This window comes from Micromonospora sp. NPDC047740 (assembly GCF_043204735.1).
In the GTDB taxonomy this organism is placed as follows: domain Bacteria; phylum Actinomycetota; class Actinomycetes; order Mycobacteriales; family Micromonosporaceae; genus Micromonospora.
This window is the reverse complement of sequence record NZ_JBIDCT010000001.1, coordinates 620,246-641,763: the sequence shown is the minus strand read 5'-3', so window position 1 is coordinate 641,763 and position 21,518 is coordinate 620,246. Positions and strand designations below refer to the sequence as shown.

The 21,518-nt window shown below is 69.2% G+C and carries 11 protein-coding genes; 8 read left to right on the top strand and 3 right to left on the bottom strand.

Annotated elements, in window-relative coordinates; genetic code table 11:
* The first annotated feature begins 341 nt into the window (after positions 1-341).
* The 8 genes from araB to ACGF4F_RS02730 all read left to right on the top strand — a co-directional run bounded on the left by araB (position 342) and on the right by ACGF4F_RS02730 (position 10,400).
* The gene (gene araB / locus ACGF4F_RS02765) at positions 342-2,039 is read left to right on the top strand and encodes a ribulokinase (RefSeq protein ID WP_393074205.1); all 1,698 of its coding nucleotides are present in this window, start codon (positions 342-344) and stop codon (positions 2,037-2,039) included.
* Positions 2,036-2,734, top strand: coding sequence for an L-ribulose-5-phosphate 4-epimerase (locus ACGF4F_RS02760; protein WP_393074203.1), 699 nt, complete (start codon positions 2,036-2,038; stop codon positions 2,732-2,734). Before araB ends, ACGF4F_RS02760 begins: the two co-directional genes overlap by 4 nt.
* Positions 2,735-2,866: 132 nt before the next feature.
* Complete coding sequence (locus ACGF4F_RS02755) at positions 2,867-3,871, top strand: ABC transporter substrate-binding protein (RefSeq protein WP_393074200.1); 1,005 nt, start codon at positions 2,867-2,869, stop codon at positions 3,869-3,871.
* A gap of 180 nt (positions 3,872-4,051) precedes the next feature.
* Entirely contained in the window at positions 4,052-5,599 is a 1,548-nt protein-coding gene (locus ACGF4F_RS02750; RefSeq protein WP_393074198.1) for a sugar ABC transporter ATP-binding protein, read from the top strand.
* Positions 5,596-6,666 carry an ABC transporter permease gene (locus tag ACGF4F_RS02745; RefSeq protein ID WP_357442907.1) on the top strand — a complete coding sequence of 357 codons (1,071 nt, stop codon included), beginning with the start codon at positions 5,596-5,598 and terminating at the stop codon, positions 6,664-6,666. The genes ACGF4F_RS02750 and ACGF4F_RS02745 overlap by 4 nt, the downstream gene beginning before the upstream one ends.
* Complete coding sequence (gene yjfF, locus ACGF4F_RS02740; RefSeq protein ID WP_357442904.1) at positions 6,666-7,661, top strand: galactofuranose ABC transporter, permease protein YjfF; 996 nt, start codon at positions 6,666-6,668, stop codon at positions 7,659-7,661. The genes ACGF4F_RS02745 and yjfF overlap by 1 nt, the downstream gene beginning before the upstream one ends.
* Positions 7,662-7,693: 32 nt before the next feature.
* Complete coding sequence (gene araA / locus ACGF4F_RS02735) at positions 7,694-9,199, top strand: L-arabinose isomerase (RefSeq protein ID WP_357442901.1); 1,506 nt, start codon at positions 7,694-7,696, stop codon at positions 9,197-9,199.
* A gap of 181 nt (positions 9,200-9,380) precedes the next feature.
* Positions 9,381-10,400, top strand: coding sequence for a LacI family DNA-binding transcriptional regulator (locus ACGF4F_RS02730; RefSeq protein ID WP_357442898.1), 1,020 nt, complete (start codon positions 9,381-9,383; stop codon positions 10,398-10,400).
* 145 nt (positions 10,401-10,545) lie between these two features.
* Here the strand turns inward: ACGF4F_RS02730 and ACGF4F_RS02725 are convergent, their stop codons facing one another.
* The 3 genes from ACGF4F_RS02725 to ACGF4F_RS02715 form a co-directional block, all read right to left on the bottom strand.
* On the bottom strand, positions 10,546-13,467 hold the full coding sequence (locus ACGF4F_RS02725) for a beta-L-arabinofuranosidase domain-containing protein (protein WP_393074192.1): 2,922 nt from the start codon (positions 13,465-13,467) through the stop codon (positions 10,546-10,548).
* 355 nt (positions 13,468-13,822) lie between these two features.
* On the bottom strand, positions 13,823-19,087 hold the full coding sequence (locus tag ACGF4F_RS02720; protein ID WP_393074189.1) for a PxKF domain-containing protein: 5,265 nt from the start codon (positions 19,085-19,087) through the stop codon (positions 13,823-13,825).
* 506 nt (positions 19,088-19,593) lie between these two features.
* Positions 19,594-21,516, bottom strand: coding sequence for a glycoside hydrolase family 127 protein (locus ACGF4F_RS02715; protein WP_393074186.1), 1,923 nt, complete (start codon positions 21,514-21,516; stop codon positions 19,594-19,596).
* Between the last annotated feature and the right edge of the window lie 2 nt (positions 21,517-21,518).

The following is a 21,518-nucleotide window of genomic DNA, read 5'->3' as shown; positions in this document are numbered from 1 at the left end:
AGTTGAGTCGACCGGGCCGCGGCGGTTCCGATGGGTGCGCCGACCGTCAGCTGAGCAGGAAACGCGTGTCGCTGCCGATCTGGTCCGCCGAACCACGCATCGGCCGGCTCCTTGCCGAAGGGCCGGTGCCACGGAGGCGGCGGACGACACGACGTGCCACCACCGTGAATGTGAGCGTGCACAGGGCGGCACTCCCATGCGGGTCCAGCGGGCACGCATCCGATGAAGGTCCGAAGCCCCACAGGCGCGGGAACAGCATTGCGAGCAGGTTTCCGGAGAGCTCTTGACGGATCCAATGTGAGCGCTAACACTGTGGCGAGAAGGTGAACGGGGAGGATGTCATGACTGCTTCGGCTGGGCCCGGCGACCAGGTCGTCGTCGGCGTCGACTTCGGCACGTTGTCCGGGCGGGCACTGGTGGTACGGGTTCGCGACGGCGCCGAACTGGGCACGGCCGTCCACGCCTACCGGCACGGCGTCATGGACTCCGTGCTGGCCGCCGACGGGCAGCCGCTGCCGGCCGACTGGGCCCTACAGGACCCCGACGACTACCGGGACGTGCTGCGACACGCGGTGCCCGCCGCACTCGCCGCGAGCGGTGTCGCCGCGCAGCAGGTCATCGGTATCGGCATCGACTTCACGGCCTGCACCGTGCTGCCCACCCTGGCCGACGGCACCCCGCTGTGCGAGCTGCCCGACCTGCGTACCCGCCCGCACGCCTACGTGAAGCTGTGGAAGCACCACGCCGCCCAGCAGCAGGCCGACCGCATCAACGCCCTGGCCCACGAGCGCGGGGAGGCCTGGATCGGCCGCTACGGCGGCAAGATCTCCGCCGAGTGGCAGTACGCCAAGGCCCTGCAACTGCTGGAGGAAGACCCCGAGATCTACGCCCGGGCCGAGCGGTGGATCGAGGCCGCCGACTGGATCGTCTGGCAGTTGTGCGGCGCCGAAACCCGCAACGTGTGCACCGCCGGGTACAAGGGCATCCGCCAGGACGGCCGCTACCCGTCCCGGGACTACCTGGCCGCGCTGAACCCGGGGTTCGCCGACTTCGTCGAGAAGATCGACGGCCCGCTGGCCGCCCTGGGTGCGCGCGCCGGCGGACTGACCGCCCAGGCCGCGGCGTGGACCGGCCTGCCCGCGGGCATCGCCGTGGCGGTCGGCAACGTGGACGCCCATGTCACCGCCGCCGCCGCGCAGGCCCTCGAACCGGGCCGGCTGGTCGCCATCATGGGCACCTCCACCTGCCACGTCGTCAACGGCACGGAGTTGGCCGAGGTGGCTGGCATGTGCGGCGTGGTCGACGGGGGCATCAGCGCCGGCCTCTGGGGGTACGAAGCCGGCCAGAGCGGGGTCGGCGACATCTTCGGCTGGTACGTCGAGCACGCCGCGCCCGACGGGTTCGCCTCCCACGAGCTGCTGACCGAACAGGCGGCCGCCCAGCCCGTGGGCGCCCACGGGCTGGTGGCGCTGGACTGGTGGAACGGCAACCGGTCGCTGCTGGTCAACCACGACCTGAGCGGGGTGATCGTCGGGCTGACCCTGGCCACCCGGCCGGCCGACATCTACCGCGCGCTGCTGGAATCCACCGCGTACGGGACCCGCATGATCATCGAGGCGTTCGCCGATGCGCGGGTGCCGGTGAACGAGCTGATCGTCGCCGGTGGACTGACCAGCAACCCGCTGCTGATGCAGATCTACGCCGACGTCACCAACCGGCCGCTGGGCATCATCGGCTCGGCCCAAGGGCCAGCGCTGGGCTCGGCGATCCACGCGGCGGTCGCGGCGGGCGCCTACCCCGACGTGTTCGCGGCCGCCACGGCGATGGGCCGGGTCGACCGCGACGCCTATCTGCCCGATCCCGGACGGGCCCGTGCCTACGACGCGCTGTACGCCGAGTACCGGCGGCTACACGATCACTTCGGCCGCGGCGGCGACGACGTGCTGCTGCGCCTACGCGCCATTCGTAACGCTGCCCGGTCGGCGGTCAACCACACGCGGGCCGACGAGGCCCCGCTCCCCGCGAAGGTCATGGCATGAGCAAGCAGTTCAGCACAGGCGCCGAGGTGGCACAGCTGTGCGAGACGGTGGCCGCCCTGCACGCCGAACTCGTCCGGTACGGCCTGGTGGCCTGGACCGCCGGCAACGTCTCGGCCAGGGTGCCGGGACGGAACCTGATGGTGATCAAACCGAGCGGGGTGTCCTACGACGACCTGCGGCCCGACAACATGGTCGTCTGTGACCTCGACGGGATCGTGGTGGAGGGTGACCTCTCGCCGTCGAGCGACACCGCCGCGCACGCCTACGTCTACCGGTCGATGCCCGACGTCGGTGGCGTCGTGCACACCCACAGCAGCTACGCGACGGCGTGGGCCGCGCGGGGCGAGCCCATCCCCTGCCACCTCACCGCACAGGCCGACGAGTTCGGCGGTGAGATCCCGGTCGGCCCGTTCGCCCGCATCGGCGGTGACGACATCGGCAAGGGCATCGTCGCCACCCTCTCCGGGCACCGCTCCCCCGCGGTGCTGATGGCCAACCACGGGGTCTTCACCATCGGCCCGGACGCGAGGGCGGCGGTCAAGGCCGCGGTGATGTGCGAGGACGTGGCCCGCACCGCACACCTGGCCAGGGCGCTCGGCCAGCCGGTACCCATCGCCGCCGAGGACATCGACTCGCTCTACGAGCGCTACCAGAACGTCTACGGGCAGGCCCCGGTTCCGTCCACCAACCGGTAGCGCAAGCCGGTGCCTGCCGGCATCTCACGACTGAACTCGCCAACCTGAACAGCGCGCATCGTCCATGGCCAGGCCTTCCGGCGCGGCCAGGCAAAGCCAGGTACCCCACCACACCCCGTAAGGAGTCATCACATGAACACCGGCAATTCGATCAGCCGCCGCGGGTTCGCCACCATGCTGGCGGCCGGGCTGCTCGCCACCGGGCTGACCGCCTGCTCCAACAGCGACACCGGTGGCGACGGCGGCAAGAAGGCCGACGGCAAGATCGTGCTCGGGTTCTCGCAGGTCGGTGCCGAGAGCGGCTGGCGTACCGCGAACACCAACTCCATCAAGGAGGCCGCCGGCGCCGCGGGCATCGAGCTGAAGTTCGACGACGCCCAGCAGAAGCAGGAGAACCAGATCAAGGCGATCCGCAACTACATCCAGCAGAAGGTCGACGTCATCGCCTTCTCGCCGGTCGTGGAGTCGGGCTGGGACACCGTGCTCAAGGAGGCCAAGGACGCCGGGATCCCGGTGATCCTGACCGACCGGGCCGTCGACTCGGCCGACAAGTCGCTCTACAAGACCTTCCTCGGCTCCGACTTCGTCAAGGAGGGCCGACTCTCCGGCGAGTGGCTGGTCGAGCAGACCAAGTCCGCGACCGGACCGGTGAACATCGTGGAGCTGCAGGGCACCACCGGATCGGCACCCGCCAACGACCGCAAGAAGGGCTTCGCGGAGGCGATCGCCTCCAACCCCAACCTGAAGATCATCGCGTCGCAGAGCGGTGACTTCACCCGCGCCGGCGGCAAGCAGGTCATGGAGCAGTTCCTCAAGGCCAACCCGAAGATCGACGTGCTGTTCGCGCACAACGACGACATGGGCCTGGGCGCGCTGGAAGCCATCACCGCCGCGGGCAAGGTGCCGGGCAAGGACATCACCATCATCACCGTCGACGCGGTCAAGGACGGCATGCAGGCCTTGGCCGACGGGAAGTTCAACTTCATCGCCGAGTGCAGCCCGCTGCTCGGTCCCCAGCTGATGGACCTGGCGAAGAAGGTCCACGCCGGCGAGACGGTGCCGACCCGGATCGAGACCGAGGAGACCACCTTCACCCAGGAGCAGGCCAAGGAGGCCCTGCCGAACCGCAAGTACTGACGGGCCGGGGCACCGGCACAGCGCCTGCGCCGCGATGCCCGTCGGCGCACCGAACGGGCCGGCGGTGGACCACACCGCCGGCCCCGACCACTCTCCCGCACCGTGAGCCGACGGGCCGGGACCGCCGTGCACGGTCGCGGCGGCAGGGCACCTGACGACAATCACGAAAGGTCTGGTGGGATGTCGGATAGGCATCCGGTCCTGACGATGACCGCGATCAGCAAGTTCTTCCCCGGAGTCCGCGCCCTCGACGGCGTCGACTTCCGGATGTTCCCTGGCGAGGTGCACGCCCTGATGGGCGAGAACGGCGCCGGCAAGTCCACCTTGATCAAGGTGTTGACCGGGGTGTACGCCAGCGACGCCGGAACCATCACGCTCGACGGCGCCCCGGTCGCCTTCACCGGCCCCAGGCAGGCCACGGCAGCCGGGGTGAGCACCGTCTACCAGGAGGTGAACCTCTGCCCGAACCTGTCCGTGGCGGAGAACATCTTCATCGGGCGCCAGCCGCGGCGGTTCGGGACCGTGAACTGGCGCGAGATGCGCCGCCGCGCGACGGCTCTGCTGGCCCGCCTCGACCTGGACATCGACGTCAGCGAGCTGCTGGGCAGCTACTCCCTGGCCGTACAGCAGATGGTGGCGATCGCCCGCGCCGTCGACGTACGCGCCCGGGTCCTGATCCTCGACGAACCCACATCCAGTCTCGACGCCGACGAGGTGACGCAGCTGATGCGCATCATGCGCCAGCTGCGTGACGAGGGCATCGCGATCCTCTTCGTCACGCACTTCCTCGACCAGGTCTACGAGATCGCCGACCGCATCACCGTCCTGCGAAACGGCCGCCTCGTCGGCGAGTACCCGACCCCGGAGCTACCGCAGTTCGCCCTGGTGGAAAAGATGATCGGCAAGGAACTCGACACCCTGGAGCGGCTCGACGAGCAGGCCGGGCGCGACCTGGCGGCCGTCGAGACGGGCACCCCGGTCGTCGAGGCGACCGGGCTTGCCCGAACCGGCTCCGTGGCCCCGTTCAGCCTCACCATCCACCAGGGTGAGGTGGTCGGCATGGCAGGCCTGCTCGGATCGGGCCGCACCGAGGTCGCCCGGCTGTTCTTCGGAGCCGATCGGGCCGACCGGGGCCAGCTCGCCATGGACGGCCGCCCCGTCACCATCCGGGGACCGGTCGCCGCCATCGAACAGAACATCGCGTTCTGTTCCGAAAACCGCCGCACCGAGGGCCTGGTGGGCGACCTGTCGGTGCGGGAGAACATCATCCTGGCCATGCAGGCGGCCCGCGGCTGGCTGCGGCAGGTGCCCCGACGCCGCCAGGACGAGCTGGTCCGCCGCTACATCGAGACGCTGAGCATCCGCCCGGCCGACCCGGACATGCCGGTGCGCAACCTTTCCGGGGGCAACCAGCAGAAGGTCCTGCTCGCCCGCTGGCTGATCACCGAGCCGCGGCTGCTGATCCTCGACGAGCCGACCCGCGGAATCGACATCGGCGCGAAGACCGAGATCCAGCGCCTCGTGGTGCAACTCTCCGACGGCGGGATGGCGGTGCTGTTCATCTCCGCCGAACTGGAGGAGGTGCTGCGGCTCAGCCACAAGGTCGCCGTGATGCGCGACCGGCAGCTGGTCACCCAGCTGGCCAACGACGACAGCCTCGATGCCGAACGCGTCATGCGCGTCATCGCCAGCGGAGCCGAGCAGCAGAAAGGGCAGGACGCCGCATGACCACCTGGAAGACACGCCTGTCGGGTGCCACCGGTCACCGGCTGTTCTGGCCGGTCGTGGTGCTCGTGGCGTTGCTGGCGGCGAACGCCGTCTATCGGCCGAGTTTCCTGGCCGTCGAGGTCAAGGACGGGCACCTGTACGGCAGCCTGATCGACATCGTCCGGCTCAGCGCCCCGCTGATCCTGGTCGCCCTGGGCATGACCCTCGTGATCGCCACCGGTGGGATCGACCTCTCCGTGGGGTCCGTGGTAGCCGTCAGCGGCGCCGTGGCCTGCCTCTACATCAGTCGCCAGCCGGACCAGAGCAGCGTCGGCACCGTACTGGCCGCCCTGCTCATCGCGTGCGGGGTCGCGCTGCTCCTCGGCGCCTGGAACGGGGTGCTGGTCGCCGTGATCGGCATCCAGCCGATCATCGCCACCCTGATCCTGATGGTCGCCGGACGCGGCCTGGCCCAGTTGATCACCTCCGGCCAGATCATCACCATCAACAGCAGTCCCTACCGGATGATCGGGGTCGGACACCTCCTCACCCTGCCGTTCGCGATCATCATCGCCCTGGCCGTGACCCTGATCGTGGCGGTACTCACCCGCCGCACCGCACTCGGGATGATCATCGAGGCGGTCGGCGGCAACGCCGAGGCCAGCCGGCTGGCGGGCATCCGTGCGCGACGCATCAAGCTCCTCGTCTACATCGTCAGCGCTGCCTGCGCCGCCGTGGCCGGGTTCATGATGACCGCGAACGTGTCCAGCGCCGACGGCAACTCCGCCGGCCTGTGGGTGGAACTCGACGCGATTCTCGCCGTGGTCATCGGCGGCACGGCGCTGACCGGCGGCCGTTTCTACCTCAGCGGCACCGTCGTCGGCGCGCTGATCATCCAGACCCTGACCACTTCCGTGTACGCCATGAACATCGACCCGCAGACCTCCCTGCTGTTCAAGGCGATGGTGGTGATCGCGGTCTGCCTCATCCAGGCACCGGCGTTCCGCGCCAGGTTCCGCCGGCGGCGAGTGGCCGGGGCGCCACCGTCGGTCCCGGTCGAGCAGAAGAAGGAGCAGGTGGCAGCCTGATGAGCACCACGCAATTGACCGCGCGGCTGGGCCGACCGACGTGGTGGCGCCTGCCCCGGCGGCAGGTCCCGGTACTGGTCAGCCTCGGTCTGCTGCTCGTCATGTACGGCATCGGCGTCTCGCAGTACCGTGCCTTCTCCAACATCCAGGTCATCTTCAACGTCTTCATCGACAACGGGTTCCTGCTCGTCGTCGCAGTCGGGATGACCTTCGTGATCCTCACCGGCGGCATCGACCTGTCGGTCGGCTCGGTGGTCGCGATGACCGCGATGGTGTCGGCCGCACTGCTGCGTGAGGGCCTGCCGTCCGCGCTGGTGCTGCTGATCGCGCTGTTGATCGGCCCCACGCTCGGGTTCGTGATGGGCTGCATCATCCATTTCTTCGACATCCAGCCGTTCATCGTCACCCTGGCCGGAATGTTCTTCGCCCGCGGCCTGTGCACCTGGATCAGTTCGGTATCCGTTCCCATCTCCGACGGCTTCTGGACCGCTGCGGCACAGGAGCGGATCAGGATCGGCGACAACTTCGTGACCGTCAGCGTCCTCGTCACGGTCGTGGTGGTCGGCCTGGCCGCGTACACGCTGGCCTACACCCGACTGGGCCGCGACGTGTACGCCATCGGCGGCAACCCGCAGTCGGCGCTGTTGATGGGCCTGCCGGTCGGCCGCACCCGGATCGCCGTCTACACGATCAGCGGTCTCTGCTCGGCGATCGGGGGCATTCTGCTGTCCTTCTACACCCTGTCGGGCGCCCCACTGATCGCCGTGGGCATGGAGCTGGACGCGATCGCCGCAGTGGTCATCGGCGGCACCCTGCTCACCGGCGGAGCCGGCTACATCCTGGGCACCGTGCTGGGTGTGCTCGTGCTCGGCGTCATCCAGACACTGATCACCTTCGACGGCACGCTCAACTCCTGGTGGACCAAGATCGTAATCGGCGGGCTGCTGTTCGCGTTCATCCTGCTCCAACGCCTCATCGCCATCGGCAAGAAGTAACCCACGACCCGCACATCGGAAGGCAACCCCCCATGACTAGCCCATCCCCGGCCGCCGAGGTCTGGTTCCTCACCGGCAGCCAGGGCCTCTACGGCCCCGAGACCCTGCGTCAGGTGGCCGATCAGTCCCAGCAGATCGCCGCGCGACTCGATGCCGATCCCGCCATCCCCGCCCGGGTGGTCTGGAAGCCCGTACTCACCTCCAGCTCCGAGATCCTGGCCGTCTGCCGCGACGCCGCCGTACAGGGGGTCGTGGGGATCATCGCGTGGATGCACACCTTCTCCCCGGCGAAGATGTGGATCTCCGGCCTGGACGCGTTGCGTACCCCGCTGCTGCACCTGCACACCCAGGCGAACGTGGCGCTGCCGTGGTCCGAGATCGACATGGACTTCATGAACCTCAACCAGGCCGCCCACGGCGACCGGGAGTTCGGATACGCGCAGACCCGCCTCGGCGTCGCCCGCAAGACGGTCGCCGGGCACGTCAGCAACCCGCAGGTCACCGCCCGAATCGCGGCGTGGACCCAAGCCGCGATCGGCTACTCGGAGATGCGGTCGCTGCGGCTGGTCCGCTTCGGCGACAACATGCGCGACGTGGCCGTCACCGAGGGCGACAAGGTCGAGGCTGAGCTGAGGTTCGGGGTCTCCGTCAACACCTACGGGGTGAACGACCTGGTCCAGTCCGTCGACGCCGTCGCCGACTCACGGATCGACGAGCTGGTCAAGGAGTACGACGACAGCTACCGGCTGGACCCGACGCTGCGCCCCGACGGTGAGCGCCACGACTCCCTGCGCTACGCCGCCCGTATCGAGGCCGGGTTGCGGGACTTCCTCGAGGCCGGCGGGTTCGGCGCCTTCACCACGAATTTCGAGGACCTCGGCGGGCTGCGGCAACTGCCCGGCATCGCCGTGCAGCGGCTGATGGCCGACGGCTACGGCTTCGGCGGGGAAGGCGACTGGAAGACCTCCGTACTGGTGCGCACGCTCAAGGCCATGTCGGTGGGGAGCGGCGGCGGCACGTCCTTCATGGAGGACTACACCTACGACCTCACCCCTGGGCGGGAACTCGTCCTCGGCGCGCACATGCTGGAGGTCTGCCCGAGCATCGCCGACGCGACGCCGACCGTGGAGATCCACCCGTTGAGCATCGGCGGGCGCGAGGACCCCGTGCGGTTGGTTTTCGACGCCCGGCCCGGTCCGGCGGTGGTCCTGGGGCTGGCGGACATCGGCGAGCGGTTCCGGCTGGTGGCCAACGAGATCGACGTGGTCGCCCCACCGCAGCCGCTGCCCAAGCTGCCGGTCGCCCGGGCGGTGTGGCGGCCCCGCCCGAACCTCGCCGCCTCCGCGGAGGCCTGGCTCACCGCGGGCGCACCGCACCACACGGTCCTGTCCCAGGCCGTCGGGACCGAGGAACTGCACGACCTCGCCGAAATGACCGGCACCGAACTTGTCGTCATCGACGCCGAAACCACCCCTCGGCGGTTCGCCCACGAGATCCGCTCGAATCAGGCCTATTTCCGACTGGCCAGAGGATTCTGAGCCGGAATCACAATTGGCGAGAATCGACTAACAATCGACGCGACCCGGTGCCGGAAACGCACCGGCACGCCCATCCGCAACCGAGCGCCGCACGGCCCTCCCCACCGCTATCGCCGGGGAGGGCGTGCGCCTCTCCCCGCCGAAAGCGGCAGGACTACGATGACCTCGACAGGGAGGTGCCATGATTCAACAGCCGGCCGTGCGCGCCGCAGTCATGAGCGATGTCGCACGTCTTGCCGGCGTCTCCCATCAAACCGTCTCCCGAGTGCTGAACAATCATCCGAGCGTCCGGCAGGAAACCCGGGAACGGGTGCTCCGGGCCGTGCATCAGCTCAACTACCGACCCAACGCCCTGGCCCGCGGGCTGGCCTCACGGCGCTCCCACGTCATCGGCGTGGTCAGCTTCGACACGATCCTCTACGGCCCGGCCGCCACCCTGCTCGGCATCGAGCGCGCAGCCCGCGCCGCCGGCTACGGCATCAGCATCGTCACCCTGGAACGGCTCGACCGGTCCGGGGTGACCTCCGCGATCGACGCCCTGGCCGAGCAGTCCGTGGCCGGGGTCGTGCTCATCGCCCCGATGGTCAGTGCCGCGGTGCACGGCCTGCCCACCGGCGTACCCGCGGTGGTGGTCGAGCCCGGCGGCGACGGCGAGTTGCCCAACGTCGCGGTCGACCAGGTTGCCGGCGCCCGCCTCGCCGTCGAGCACCTCCTCGAGCTCGGGCACGAGACCGTGTGGCACATCGCCGGGCCGCGCGACTGGCTGGAGGCCCGCGACCGCACCGACGGGTGGCGGCTTGCCCTGGAGACGGCCGGCCGCCGCGTCCCGCCCGTCATCGCCGGAGACTGGAGCCCGCGGTCCGGCTACGAGATCGGCCAGACCCTGGTCGACCGCCCGGACATCACCGCGATCTTCTGCGCCAACGACCACCAGGCGCTCGGCCTGCTCCGCGCCCTGCACCAGCGGGGCGTGCGGGTTCCGGACGACGTCAGCGTGGTCGGATTCGACGACATTCCGGAGGCCGCGTACTTCTCCCCGCCGCTGACCACCATCCGCCAGGACTTCGACGAAGTCGGCCGCCGGTGCGTCGCCGCACTGCTGGAGCTGATGACCGCCGACCCGTCCCTCGGACAGGCGAACCCACCCCCGGTGGCACCCACGCTCGTGGTCCGGGACAGCAGCGGCAGCCGGAAGTCCTGAGCAAAGACCCCGAACGGCCCGGCGGAATCGTTCTCCGCCGGGCCGTCCGTTCCACACGCCGCTTGAGCCACCTACCGGAGGGCTCGCCAGCCATCCATGGCCCGGCGCGGCCCGGCCCCGATCGACCCCCGGCAGACAGGAACGGTCACGGGGCCAGATCCCGCTCGGACTTGGCGGCCGCGAGGAAGATGGCCTGCCGCTGCGATTCGGTGTGCCGCCCGGCGGTGACCCATTCGTCCGAGACCACCATCACCCGCTGAAGGAACTGTCCGTGGTTGCGGAAGGGCGCCGTCTCCCAGACCCGGTCGAGGAACGTCTCGCCGCCCTCGTCCCGAATGCCGTCGTTCGGTACGCCGGTGGCGGCCGACCCGAAGACGACCTCGGGTTCGACCCGCTTGACATACGGATGGTAGGCATTGAACTGCCCAGGCACCGGGTCGGAGATGTAGTACGGCGCCAGGGTGTATCCGTGCGTCGTGAAATGCATCGGGACATTCGTCGGCTGGATGGCACCGGCCAGGTCGCCGTCCAGCTTCAGGTCCTTGAAGAAGGTGAACTCCCGGTAGCTGGGCGTGTCGTCGCGGACGACCATGAGGGTGGGGCCGTAGAGAATGGACTGGATCGACTTGTTGTCGAGCGCCTTTTCCACGCGGAAGCTGAACGGCATCGAGATGTCGATCGTGTCGCCGCGGGACCAGTGCCGGTCGAGGGTCACGTAGCTGCCGGGTGCCGCGGTCAACTGCTGGCGAAGGCCGTTGATCCGGACCGTGTAGCCCTTCACGGCCCACGACGGCACCCGGAGGCTGATCTTCAGCCGGCCGCTGCCCTGGTCGATCCGTAGCCGGCTGGCCCCTTCGGTCGGGTACTGCGTCTCCTGGGTGATGACGAACCCGCGGCCGGGCCAGGTCAACGTCGAGGCGATGAAGAGGTTGACGTAAAGCGTCGACTCGTCCGCCGACTGGAAGTAGATCGACTCCTGGTACTTGGTGTGGCTCTCTAGGCCGGTGCCGTTGCAACAGCTACCGTTTCCGCCGTACCGGCTGTATTCGATGGTGCTGCCGATCCTCCGCGAGCGGCCGGGCCACATGTTCTGGTGGTAGGTCACCTCGGTGGCGGTGACGCTGTCAACGTCCCGGCGTGAGCTGAGGATCTGGTTGTGCAGCGCCTTCTCGTAGAAGTCCATGTAGGCCGGATTCTGATCGTGGAAGAACAGATTCCGCGTCAGCCGGAGCATGTTGTAGGCGCAGCAGGTTTCGGCGTGCCGCGGGTCCGAGGACGAGGTGAATCCGGAGGTGATGATCCCGCGTACCCCGAAGTGCTCGCTGCGGCCGGCGCCGCCGTTGCTGAAGGTGCGGTGTGGGACGACCATCGCCCAGAAGTTCCTGGCGGCGGTGTGGTACTCCTCGACGCCGGTCTGCTCGAAGATCCGCAGGTAGCCGATGTTCGGGGCCATGTACTGGTTGGCGTGCCGCCCGTTCAACTCGTCGCGCTCGGCGAGCGAGGCGTCGAACAGCGTGGTGAAGGTGAACGCCTTGGCGGCTTGAAGGTACCGAGCCGACGCTTCGGCGTCCGGGGCGAGCGCCGAGAGTTCGGCCATGACCTCGTTCATCGAGCCGGCCTCGCCAGCGCTGTAGATGTTCCACATCCGATCCAGCTCGGCCTGGCTGTACCGGCTGAGCCGGTGGTAGGCCCAGTCCCCCATGCGGAAGGCGATGTCCAGCGCCTCCTCGTTTCCGGTCAGGTGGTAGGCGTTGAGCAGCCCCCTCATGATCTTGTGGCAGGTGTACCACGGCGCCCAGACCGCGTTGGCGCCGCTGTTCGGCTGGAGTGTCGGTGGTTCGAGCCGGCTGAACTGCCCCTCGGGGAAGGCGGCGAGGAAGCCGGGATAGCTCGTGCCGATGATGGTGGCGTCGCGGCCGTTGCCCGAGTGGTCGACGGCGGTCTCTCCCTCCTCCTCGAAGCGGTACCAGGCCACCATGCCGGTGCGGTCCGGCGACTCCGGCGCCGGGTCATTGGCGAGTGCCTGCACCTCGGCTGAGGTCAGGGCGCGGCCGTAGACCCGGAAGTCGTCCACCGTCGCGTTGAGATAGGGGTCGTTGGCGCTCTGCGACCGCCCGATCCAGTTGTTGGTGGTCGAGCCCAGGTTGGCCGGGGTCAGTCGGATCGTGTTCGCCCCGACCTCGATCCCGTTGACGTAGAGCCGGCCAGTGGCGTCCGCGGTGGAGATCGTCACCGCCACGTGGGCCCACTCGCCGACCGGGACCGAGTTGCTCGCGCCGTCGATACGCTGCTCGTTGCCGCTGCCGCTGGTGGTGATCGCGAACCGCGGGCCCAGGTTGGCCGAGACCCACGGCGACAGCGTCATGTAGGTGCTCGAACTGGCGCCGAAGGTGAAGATCTTGGCGTTGGTCTGGGTGGTGGCGAGCTTGATCCAGACCGCGATCGTCACGTCGCTGACGCCGGCGAGAAGCCCCGCGGGCAGCAGGACGTACTGGTTCGGGTGCGGGTCGCTGAGCCGTACCGCCCTGCCGGACCGGCCGGCGACCCGGCCGACCTCCCGCCCGTCCAGCGCGCGCTGGCACTTGCCCAGCTCCTCGACCAGGTAGTCGAGCTTGTCGAGGAAGACCTCCTCGCCGGTGGCGGCGTAGGCCTGGGACAGGAGCGTCATGTAGTGCCCGGTGAAGTGCCCGCGTAGCAGGTGGTTCGGCGTGTCCCAGCCGCCCGGCCAGGTGCCGGGGGCAGGCAGGCCGGCGTTGGCCCGGAACAGGTGCAGCATCCGGTCCGGTCCGTCAAGGATGTTGGCCGTGCCCGGGTAGTTCCTGGCGTAGTTGAGCATCCGGTCGCGCTTCTGCTGGAAGATCCCCTCGTGTAGGGCCACCTGGCCGAGGTCGAACGGCTTGGCTGTGGTGCGGCCGAGCTGCACGGGAGTATTCCCGGTTCCGGCGCCGCCGCCGTTGGCGCTGGCCGCCGAGACTCCCGTGGCCGACGCGATGGTCATCGCGGCGGGGGCGGCGGAGGCCAACACGCCCACCCGGAGCAGATTTCGGCGGGAGAACTGCTTGCCCACTTCTCACTCCCTTGGTTTGGCCCGTGGTCGGGGCCCGCTGACGAGGGATTCACCGGAAGCCGCCATCGCAGGACAGGCGCAGGCGGGTGTCCGGAGGTGGTGGCCTCGGCACGTGGTCGTCCACCGTCGCGGGCGAGCCGGGCATGTGAGCGCGCTCAAGGCCGTTGCCTGAGTACAACCTGCAGGTAACCGCGCAGGTTAAGGCGGTTCAAGTGTTACCGCTCACATCAGCGTTGTCAATGGAGCTGCGCAGTCCGGCGCGACCCGCCCACCGTTTCCGGCCGACACGCCCACTGCCGATAAAGCAGCGGAGGGGCTGCCTGACAGCAGCCCCTCCGCGTACCTCAGTTCCCCGTCATCGGAGCTTGAACAGCGCGGTCAGGCTCGACCCGTCACGGGTCGTCGCGGTGACCGCGTAGCAGGCGCCGGGGGTGGCCGGCGTCTTCCAGTTGTACTGGAACTGGCCGTCCGCGTACTTCAACGAGGTGGCACCACTGCCGAGCACCTCGATGTCGGCCGTCGGGGCGCCAGCCGCGCAGGTGACCTGCTTGGCGTCCATCGTGACCAGTGCGGTGTCGGTCAACTCGGTGTCACCCGAGAAGACCTGGAACTTCATGGGCACGGTGCTGCCACCCTTGACGGTGTTGAGCACCCCGCCCATGTCGACCGGGCTGGAGAAGCCCTTCACCGTCCACGGCAGCACGGTGTACGTCTGGGTGGCGGTACCCACGTTGCCCGCGGCGTCGGTCGCCGTCGCGGTGAGGGTGTGCGTGCCCACATCGGTGCGGTAGCCACTGACGACGCAACCCGCCGGACCAGAGGTGGCGTCGCTCGCGGTGCACGCGGGGGCGGCCGGCACCGCGCCGAAGTACACGATGCCGACCGTGGCGGAGAACTCCGCCCTCGGCGCGACCGTGTCGACCTTGACCGTGGCCGCCTTCAATTCCTCGACGTTGCCGCTGGTGTCGGTCGAACGGAACTCCACCCGGTGGGTCCCCTGCTGGTCGACGAGGACCGGTCCGTCCCCGTAGGCCGTCCAGTCCCCGCCGTCGAGCCGGTACTGCGTACTGGCCACGGCGAACGCGTCCTTCGCCTGAAGCGTGAAGGACGGGACCGCCTTGTACCACCCGTTGTCGCCGTTCGGCTCCGCCGGCGACCAGGTCAGCGTCGTCGTCGGGGCCACCGTGTCCGTGCCGACGGTGAGGGTCAGCGTGGTCTGCGTGGCACCGGCCTGGCTGACGTAGTCGGGCAGGATCAGATCGCCGATGACCACGTACCGGCCCGGGGTGTTGACGATGTTCCCGTCAAAGCGCCAGTCGACGCCGATGGCCTGGTTGTCCCGGGATCCGTCGTTGTAGGACACCTCCACCTTGTTGGGCAGGTAGGGCTGCTCACCCACGTCCACGGTCTGTTCGAACGTCTCGGCACCCTGGATCGAGATGCCGCCCTGGGACATCTCGGGCCGCACGTAGATGCGGGCCTCAGCGATCAGGCCGTAGGCGTCGTTCGTGCCGTAGACCACGAACGGGTCGACGTTGGGCTCCGCGACCATCGCCGGCGTGATCTCCTGCCACTTGAATCCGACCTTGCCGCGGGCGCCGCTGGCGTAGATCCCGTCGAGCTCACTCGGCAGGATGGGCACCTCGCCCACGCCGGTCCGGATCAGCACCGGCGAACGCACCGAGTCGACCGTCTCGCCGTTGGCGCGCCAGCGCAGCACGCCTGTGCCCGCGCCGCTGCCCTGAACGCCCCAGATGCGGATGCGCAACCGGCTCGTCGTGATCGGTTCGAAGTCGAAGTGGTTGTAGGCGTTGATGGCCACCCCGTTGGCGTACGTCGACCCCTTGGTGAGGGTGACGGGCGTCCACGTGGTGCCGTCCGAGGAGGTCTCGATGGCGTAGGTCGTGCCGTTGGGCCGGCGGGTGCCGCCATTGTCGTCGTACCAGTAGATGTCGGTCGACGACAGCCGCACCGGCGAGGTCCAGCTGTACTGGATCCACGCCTCCCGGGCGGTGCTGGTGCCGTTCTGTGTCTGGCCCCAGTTGCCCCAGCCGTTGCCGGCGCCCGGGTTCGAGCTGCTCGGGTTGCTGGCTTCGTTGACCCGCTGGTGGTTCTCCCACGACGCCGTACCGCTGGTGGTGACCGTCGCCGAGGAGCCGAACTCCGCGGTCACCGCCCGCTTGGCGAGGGTCACCGCAACGGTTGCCTCGGACTGCTTGGCGCCGTCGTCGGCGACGAACCGGAACACGTAGTCACCGGCGATCGTGCCGGTCACCCGAGTCGCCAGCGCCTTTGGGTCGGCGAAGATGACGCCCGCACCCTGCGGCGCGGAGACGGTCTCCCAGCCGAAGCTGAGCTCGTTGTCGTACGGGATGCCGTCGTCGGACGCCGTGCCGACCAGTTTGGTGGACAGGTTGCCGTCCGCCGAGCCGTCGCGCGTGGCGGTGACGACGGGCGCCTGGTTGGAGACGGCGGGCACGTCGCGCCCGGAGTTGAACACCTGGACCTCGGCGATCGCCGTGTAGTAGGTCGGGCTGTTCGTGAACGCGATGCGCACCTTGTTCGACGTGACGGTCTTGAAGAGCGCCTCGTTGAACTTGGCCGCCGGGACCGTCGGGTTCTTGAACTGGTCCGACACCTCCTTCCAGCCGCCGCTGTCGTTGGGCACCTGGACCCACCAGCGCGCGGGCTCGTGGTAGCCGCCGGCCTGCCGGTCGCTGACGAAGGTCACCTTCACGTTGTCGAAGGACTTGGCCGACCCCAGGTCGAGCTCGACGTAGCCGTTCTTCTCGGTGGTGCCGTAGTTGCCCCAGAACGGCTCGTTCGCGGTGACGCCGTCGGTCACGGCGGCCAGCGACACCGGCCGCTCGGGCTCCGCGATCGCCCCGGGCGTGTAGTTCATCGAGGTGGTGCTCCAGCCCGGCGTGTGGAACTGCCGCCACGGCGTCGGCCGCGCGCCCTGCTGGGTGTACGACGAGCTCAGCGCGGCGCCCGTCGCCAGGTTCGGCGCGTTCTGGCTGAGGTCGATGCCGGCCGTCTTGAGGTACTCGACGACGCGGTCGTCCTTGATCGTGGTGTTCACCGCGCTCGGGAAGTTACTCCGGCTCCCCGCGGTGAAGGTGACCGTCACGCCGTCCTCGGCCTGGACCTGGTTGGTGTTCGGGTCGTAAGTGAGCTTGCCGAGCTTGTCGGTGCTGACCTTCTTCTCGCCGTCCAGGAACAGGCTGTAGCCGGCGCCCAGGCCGTACTTGCTGCCGTCGGGGTCCCAGACGATCGTCACGTCGTGCCCGTGGTAGCGCAGGTTGTTGGCCATGAAGTGGTCGTAGCCGAACTTGATCGGCCACAGCTCGATCTTGTCGTCGGACCGTGGCTGGAGGCCCGCCATGTCCTCGACGAAGATGTAGTTCATGTTCCCGAGCATCACGTGGTTCGGGTTGTTGCGGTTGTAGGTCTTCGCGGTCGCGTTCCAGTTGGAGTAGTACTCCGCCTGGTTCGGGGCCCGCACGTCCGCACCCGGGTAGATGCTCCAGGCCATCCAGTCCAGCAGCCGCTTGGCGTACTCGGGGGTGACGTACTTCTGCTGCGGGTCGTAGTGGCGCAGCGCCGAGCGGACACCGCGGTACTGCACGGTGAAGTTGATGTTGGAGAAGTTGTTCGAGCCGCCGATCCCGTAGGCCGCCCGGTCGTACTGGTTGGCGGTGTAGAACGGGAAGATCGGGAAGTTGTCGCCGTAGGTCAGGAAGCGGTACCCGTCGACGTAGTTCTGCCACTGGTCGAACGGGATGAGGTTCTCGGCGTAGACGTCGTAGAGGTTCGACTCCTTGGCCGGGATCAGGGCACGGGCGGACGCGGGCAGCGGGTTGGCCTTGCCGTTGGAGCTGGCCGCGCTGGTGGCTCCGTACGACGTGCGGGCCAGGAACATCCGCATGTCGGGGCTCCACAGCTGGCTGAGGATCGCGTCGCGGGTGCCGTTGGCGGCGGTTGCCATCTCGTTGACCTTGGCCTGGTCGGCGCCGGAGATCTGGTAGAGCTGCCTGGCGGCGTCGAGGGCGCCCCACACGTACGCCGATTCGGGGCGTTCGATCGTGCGCGCGCCGGGAGCGCCGGCGTTGGACTTCGGGAAGCCGAAGGAGATGGCGTCGGCGTCGTTGCCCGGCATGTAGTTGGTGTCGTAGGCGATGAGCTTGTTCTTGTTGCCGTCGTAGTGCTCGAGCTGGCCGACGCCGTCGCCCTCGAAGTACTGGGCGAACTTGCGTGCGATGTCCTTGCCGCCGCCGTGCACGTTGTACGCCTCGAGGCCGGCCGTGCCGATGTACTGCGAGTAGTGGTTGTTCCAGCTGGTGTGACCGGGGCTGTCCAGGAAGGCGGAGGAGCCGGACAGCTCGCCGATGTTGAGGATCTGGCCGTACGGCAGGTAGGGCGTACGCAGCCACTTGGTGTCCTGCAGGTGCATCGGCTGGGTCAGCGCGATGGCGTTCTGGTAGAGGTTCGACCCCTCGACCGTGGTGGGGTACTGGTAGGCGTAGCCGGGCGCGTTGGCGTCGAGGCTGTTGTAGCGCTCGCCCCACCAGCGGTAGACGATGGCCTTTTCGAGGGCGGGGTCGGGGACGTTGATGTAGGGGACGTCCTGGGCCCAGCGGCGGTTGAACTCGGTGATGCCGGTGCGCACGGCCTGGGCCGGTGCCATCGCGGCGTACTCCTGGTAGCTCTCCACCGTCTTTGGCAGCGTGGCCGAGGAGACGGCGCCGACGACCGACAGCGACACCGCGCCGCCGGCGGGCACGGTGATCTGCCGGTCGAGGTTGGTGCCGCTACGGGTGAAGCCGGCACCGGTGAGGTCGATCGTGACGGTGTTCCACGGGGTGTCGACGAGCCCGTTGTTGGCGCCGCTGGTGATGGTGCGGGTGCCGGTGAGCTCGGCGGCGCTCTTGCCGGCCTGGGTGGCCAGCGGCGAGGCGGCGCGGACGGTGAAAGTCGCCGGCGAGCCGCCGGGGTTGGTGAAGTCGATGGCCGTGACGGCGACGTTGTCGTAGGTGATGAACTTGGTCAGGTCGGCGGTGACGCCGGTGGTGCCGATCGTGTAGCGGCCCTTGGCGTGGCTCGGCGCGTTGAACCGGTTCGCGCTGACCTCGGTGACGGTCTGCCCGGGCACGGTGACGGTGTAGAGGTTGCCGAGGTTGTTGGGACCGCCGACGTAGGTGCTGCCGGCAAAGCCCATGGTGGTGAAGTTGTTGGTGCTCGCGCCGCGCATGTAGAGGGAGCGGCCCCTGGTCATCAGCACCGCGGACCCGAGCGTCCCACGGACGCCCAGCACGCGGTCGAGGTAGTAGTCCGTGCCGCCGGCGGCGAGGTCCTTGTCGAAGATCGACTGGTGCATGTTCGAGGCGGTGAAGGGCACGCCGGGCTTGAGCTGCGCGGCGACCTCGGCGACGTTGTTGTAGACCGGGTCCCCGATCTCCATGACGTGATTCTGCCCGTTGGTGTAGACCCCCACGTCGCCCTCGTTGCCGGGCAGGATCGGGCTGGCGGCGTGGGCCGGGGACGGCAGGCCGACGACCCCGCCCACGACCAGCGCGGCCAGCGCCGCCCAGAGGGGCGTCCTCCTCACGCGTCTAGTCATCGTGCGTTTCCTCCTTGATATCGGTGCGGCTGGCCATCGGGGGCGCTACCAGGTCCGCACCTTGGTGGTGGTGGTGGTGGTGTTTCGGGGCATTGCGTGCGGCTGCCGGGTATCCCGAACCCGCGGTGGCCTTTCGGGCCTCGACACCGGCCTCGTCGCGAATGAACGGCAGCGCTGGGGCGGTCGCCCGTCGCGGCCGCCCGAGGTGCGCTCCTGTGAGCGAGGCCACATGAGACCCGAGTGTGAGCGCTAACATTAGTGCCGTCAATCCTCGACCTGGCTTTTCTTTCTCGAAGTCCACACCGGCGGGGCACAGCGTTAGCGCTCACTTCGGCGGGCCGGGCTGAGGGCTGGTCACCGGCCAGGGCCGAGGCTCGCGCTGAAGCGGCGGCCCGAGCTGGATCGGATCCGGGGACGAGCCGACCCGGCGGCCGCCCGTCGCACGAGCAGACACGCCGGGGCCGACCCGCTGGTCTCCTCCGGTCCATCTCGGGCACCGCCGACCGTCAGCCCGTGGGAAGCCAGACGCGCATCGTGGAGGGCCCCCGGTTGGCCCAGGCGTGGTACTCCACCAGGGCCACCTCGGCGAACTCCTCCCCCGCTCCGGGTGCCGACTCGGCCCCGGCGCTCCGGTAGGGCCAGTCGTGGTCCTGCGGGCGCACGCGCCGGCAGCGCACGACGACCCTGCCGTCGACCAGGCGAGGCGGCTCGCTCGGGTCGACGCGCAGCTCGTCAACGGTCTCGACGCCGGTCACGTCGACGGATTCCAGGGCCAGCACGAGCGGGCCGCGCTCCACCGCGACACAGCCGCGGACCGCGTCGATGCGGGCATCCGGGTACGTGAAGCGGGGTGCCATCGGCAGGTACAGGACGACCTTGTCGCCGCGTCGCCACGTCCGTCGCTCGGTGAAGACGCCCGGGCCGACCGGGAGGGTGGTTCCGTCAACGGTCAGCGTCGCGCCCTCGACGGCCCAGCTAGGAACGCGCAACGACAGCGACCAGGGGCGGTCGTCGTCGCTGTCGACCCGCACCCGGACATGGCCGTCGTGGGGGTAGTCGGTCGCGACGGTGACGCACAGGTCACGCCCGTCGGCCAGGCGGTGCGTGACGGTGCCGGGCAGGTACTGGTGGAGCTGCAGACCCTCGTCGTCCGCAGTGGCGACGTACGCCGCCAGGCTGGCCATGGTCCGTGCCACGTTGGTCGGGCAGCAGGACACCTCGAACCAGGGCGCGCGCAGCGAGGCGGCGGCCCGAAGGCTGGGCCGGTCGGTGTCCGGGACGGTGCCGAGTTCCCGGCGGTGCAGGGTGTTGGTGTAGAAGAAGCTCCGGCCGTCGGCCGACGGCGACGTCGACACCACGTTGAACAGCGTCCGTTCGATGAGGTCGGCGTACCGGGGGTCGCCGGAGGCGAGCAGCAGCCGCCAGGCGAGCATCACCGAGCCGACGCCGGCGCAGGTCTCGGAGTACGCGCGGTCGGGCGGCAGCACCCAGTCGTCGCCGAACGCCTCATCCTGGTGGCGGGAGCCCTGCCCGCCCGTGAGGTACGTGCGCCGCGCTACCGTGTTCTGCCACTGCCGACGCACCGCCGCCAGCAGGCTCGCGTCGTCCGTCTCGACCGCGACGTCGACGGCGCCGGCGGAGAGGTAGTTCGCCCGCACCGCGTGCCCGCGCAGCACTGTCGCCTGGCGCACCGGGATCTCGTCCTGGAAGTACTCCCGGCCCCATTCCACGTCGCGGAGCCGGCCGTGGCCCCTCCGTTCGACGAAGAGAGCGGCCTGGGCGAGGTAACGGTCATCGCCGGTGACCCGGGCGAACTCGACCAGCGCCGTCTCGATCTCCGGGTGGCCGCAGACGCCGTCGATGCCGTCCGGTCCGAACGTTTCGCAGACGTTGTCGGCGGCACGGCGAGCGACCGCGAGCAGCCCGTCGTCGGCGTCCGGACGGGTCCGCGCGCGGGCGACCGCCGCCTGCAGGAGGTGACCGGTGCAGTAGAGCTCATGCCCCCACTCCAGGTCGGACCAGCGGGGCGCCTGGCCCGGCCGGCCGAACTTGGTGTTGAGGTACCCGTCCGGCTCCTGCGCCTCGGCCACCCGCCGAACGACGGCGCGGAACCGCGACTCCAGGCCCGCGTCGCCCGTCCGGCCGATCTCCCACGCCATCGCTTCGAGGAACTTGTAGACCTCAGAGTCGGAGAACTCACGTCCGCGCCGCTCGCGAGCCAGGTCGCCCTTCTCGGCGGCGAGGTCGAAGTTTCGGATCCAGCCTTCCCGCTCGAGCCAGTGCTGGATGTGCTCGAGGGTCGCCGCAGCGTTGACCGATTGGCGCTCGGCCCAGAATCCGCCCGTGATCCGGACGTCGCCCAGTCCGAGCGGCCGGAGCCGGCCGCGGCTCGCCATGACAGGTGCGGCCGTGGGTGCGGTGCCGATCATGG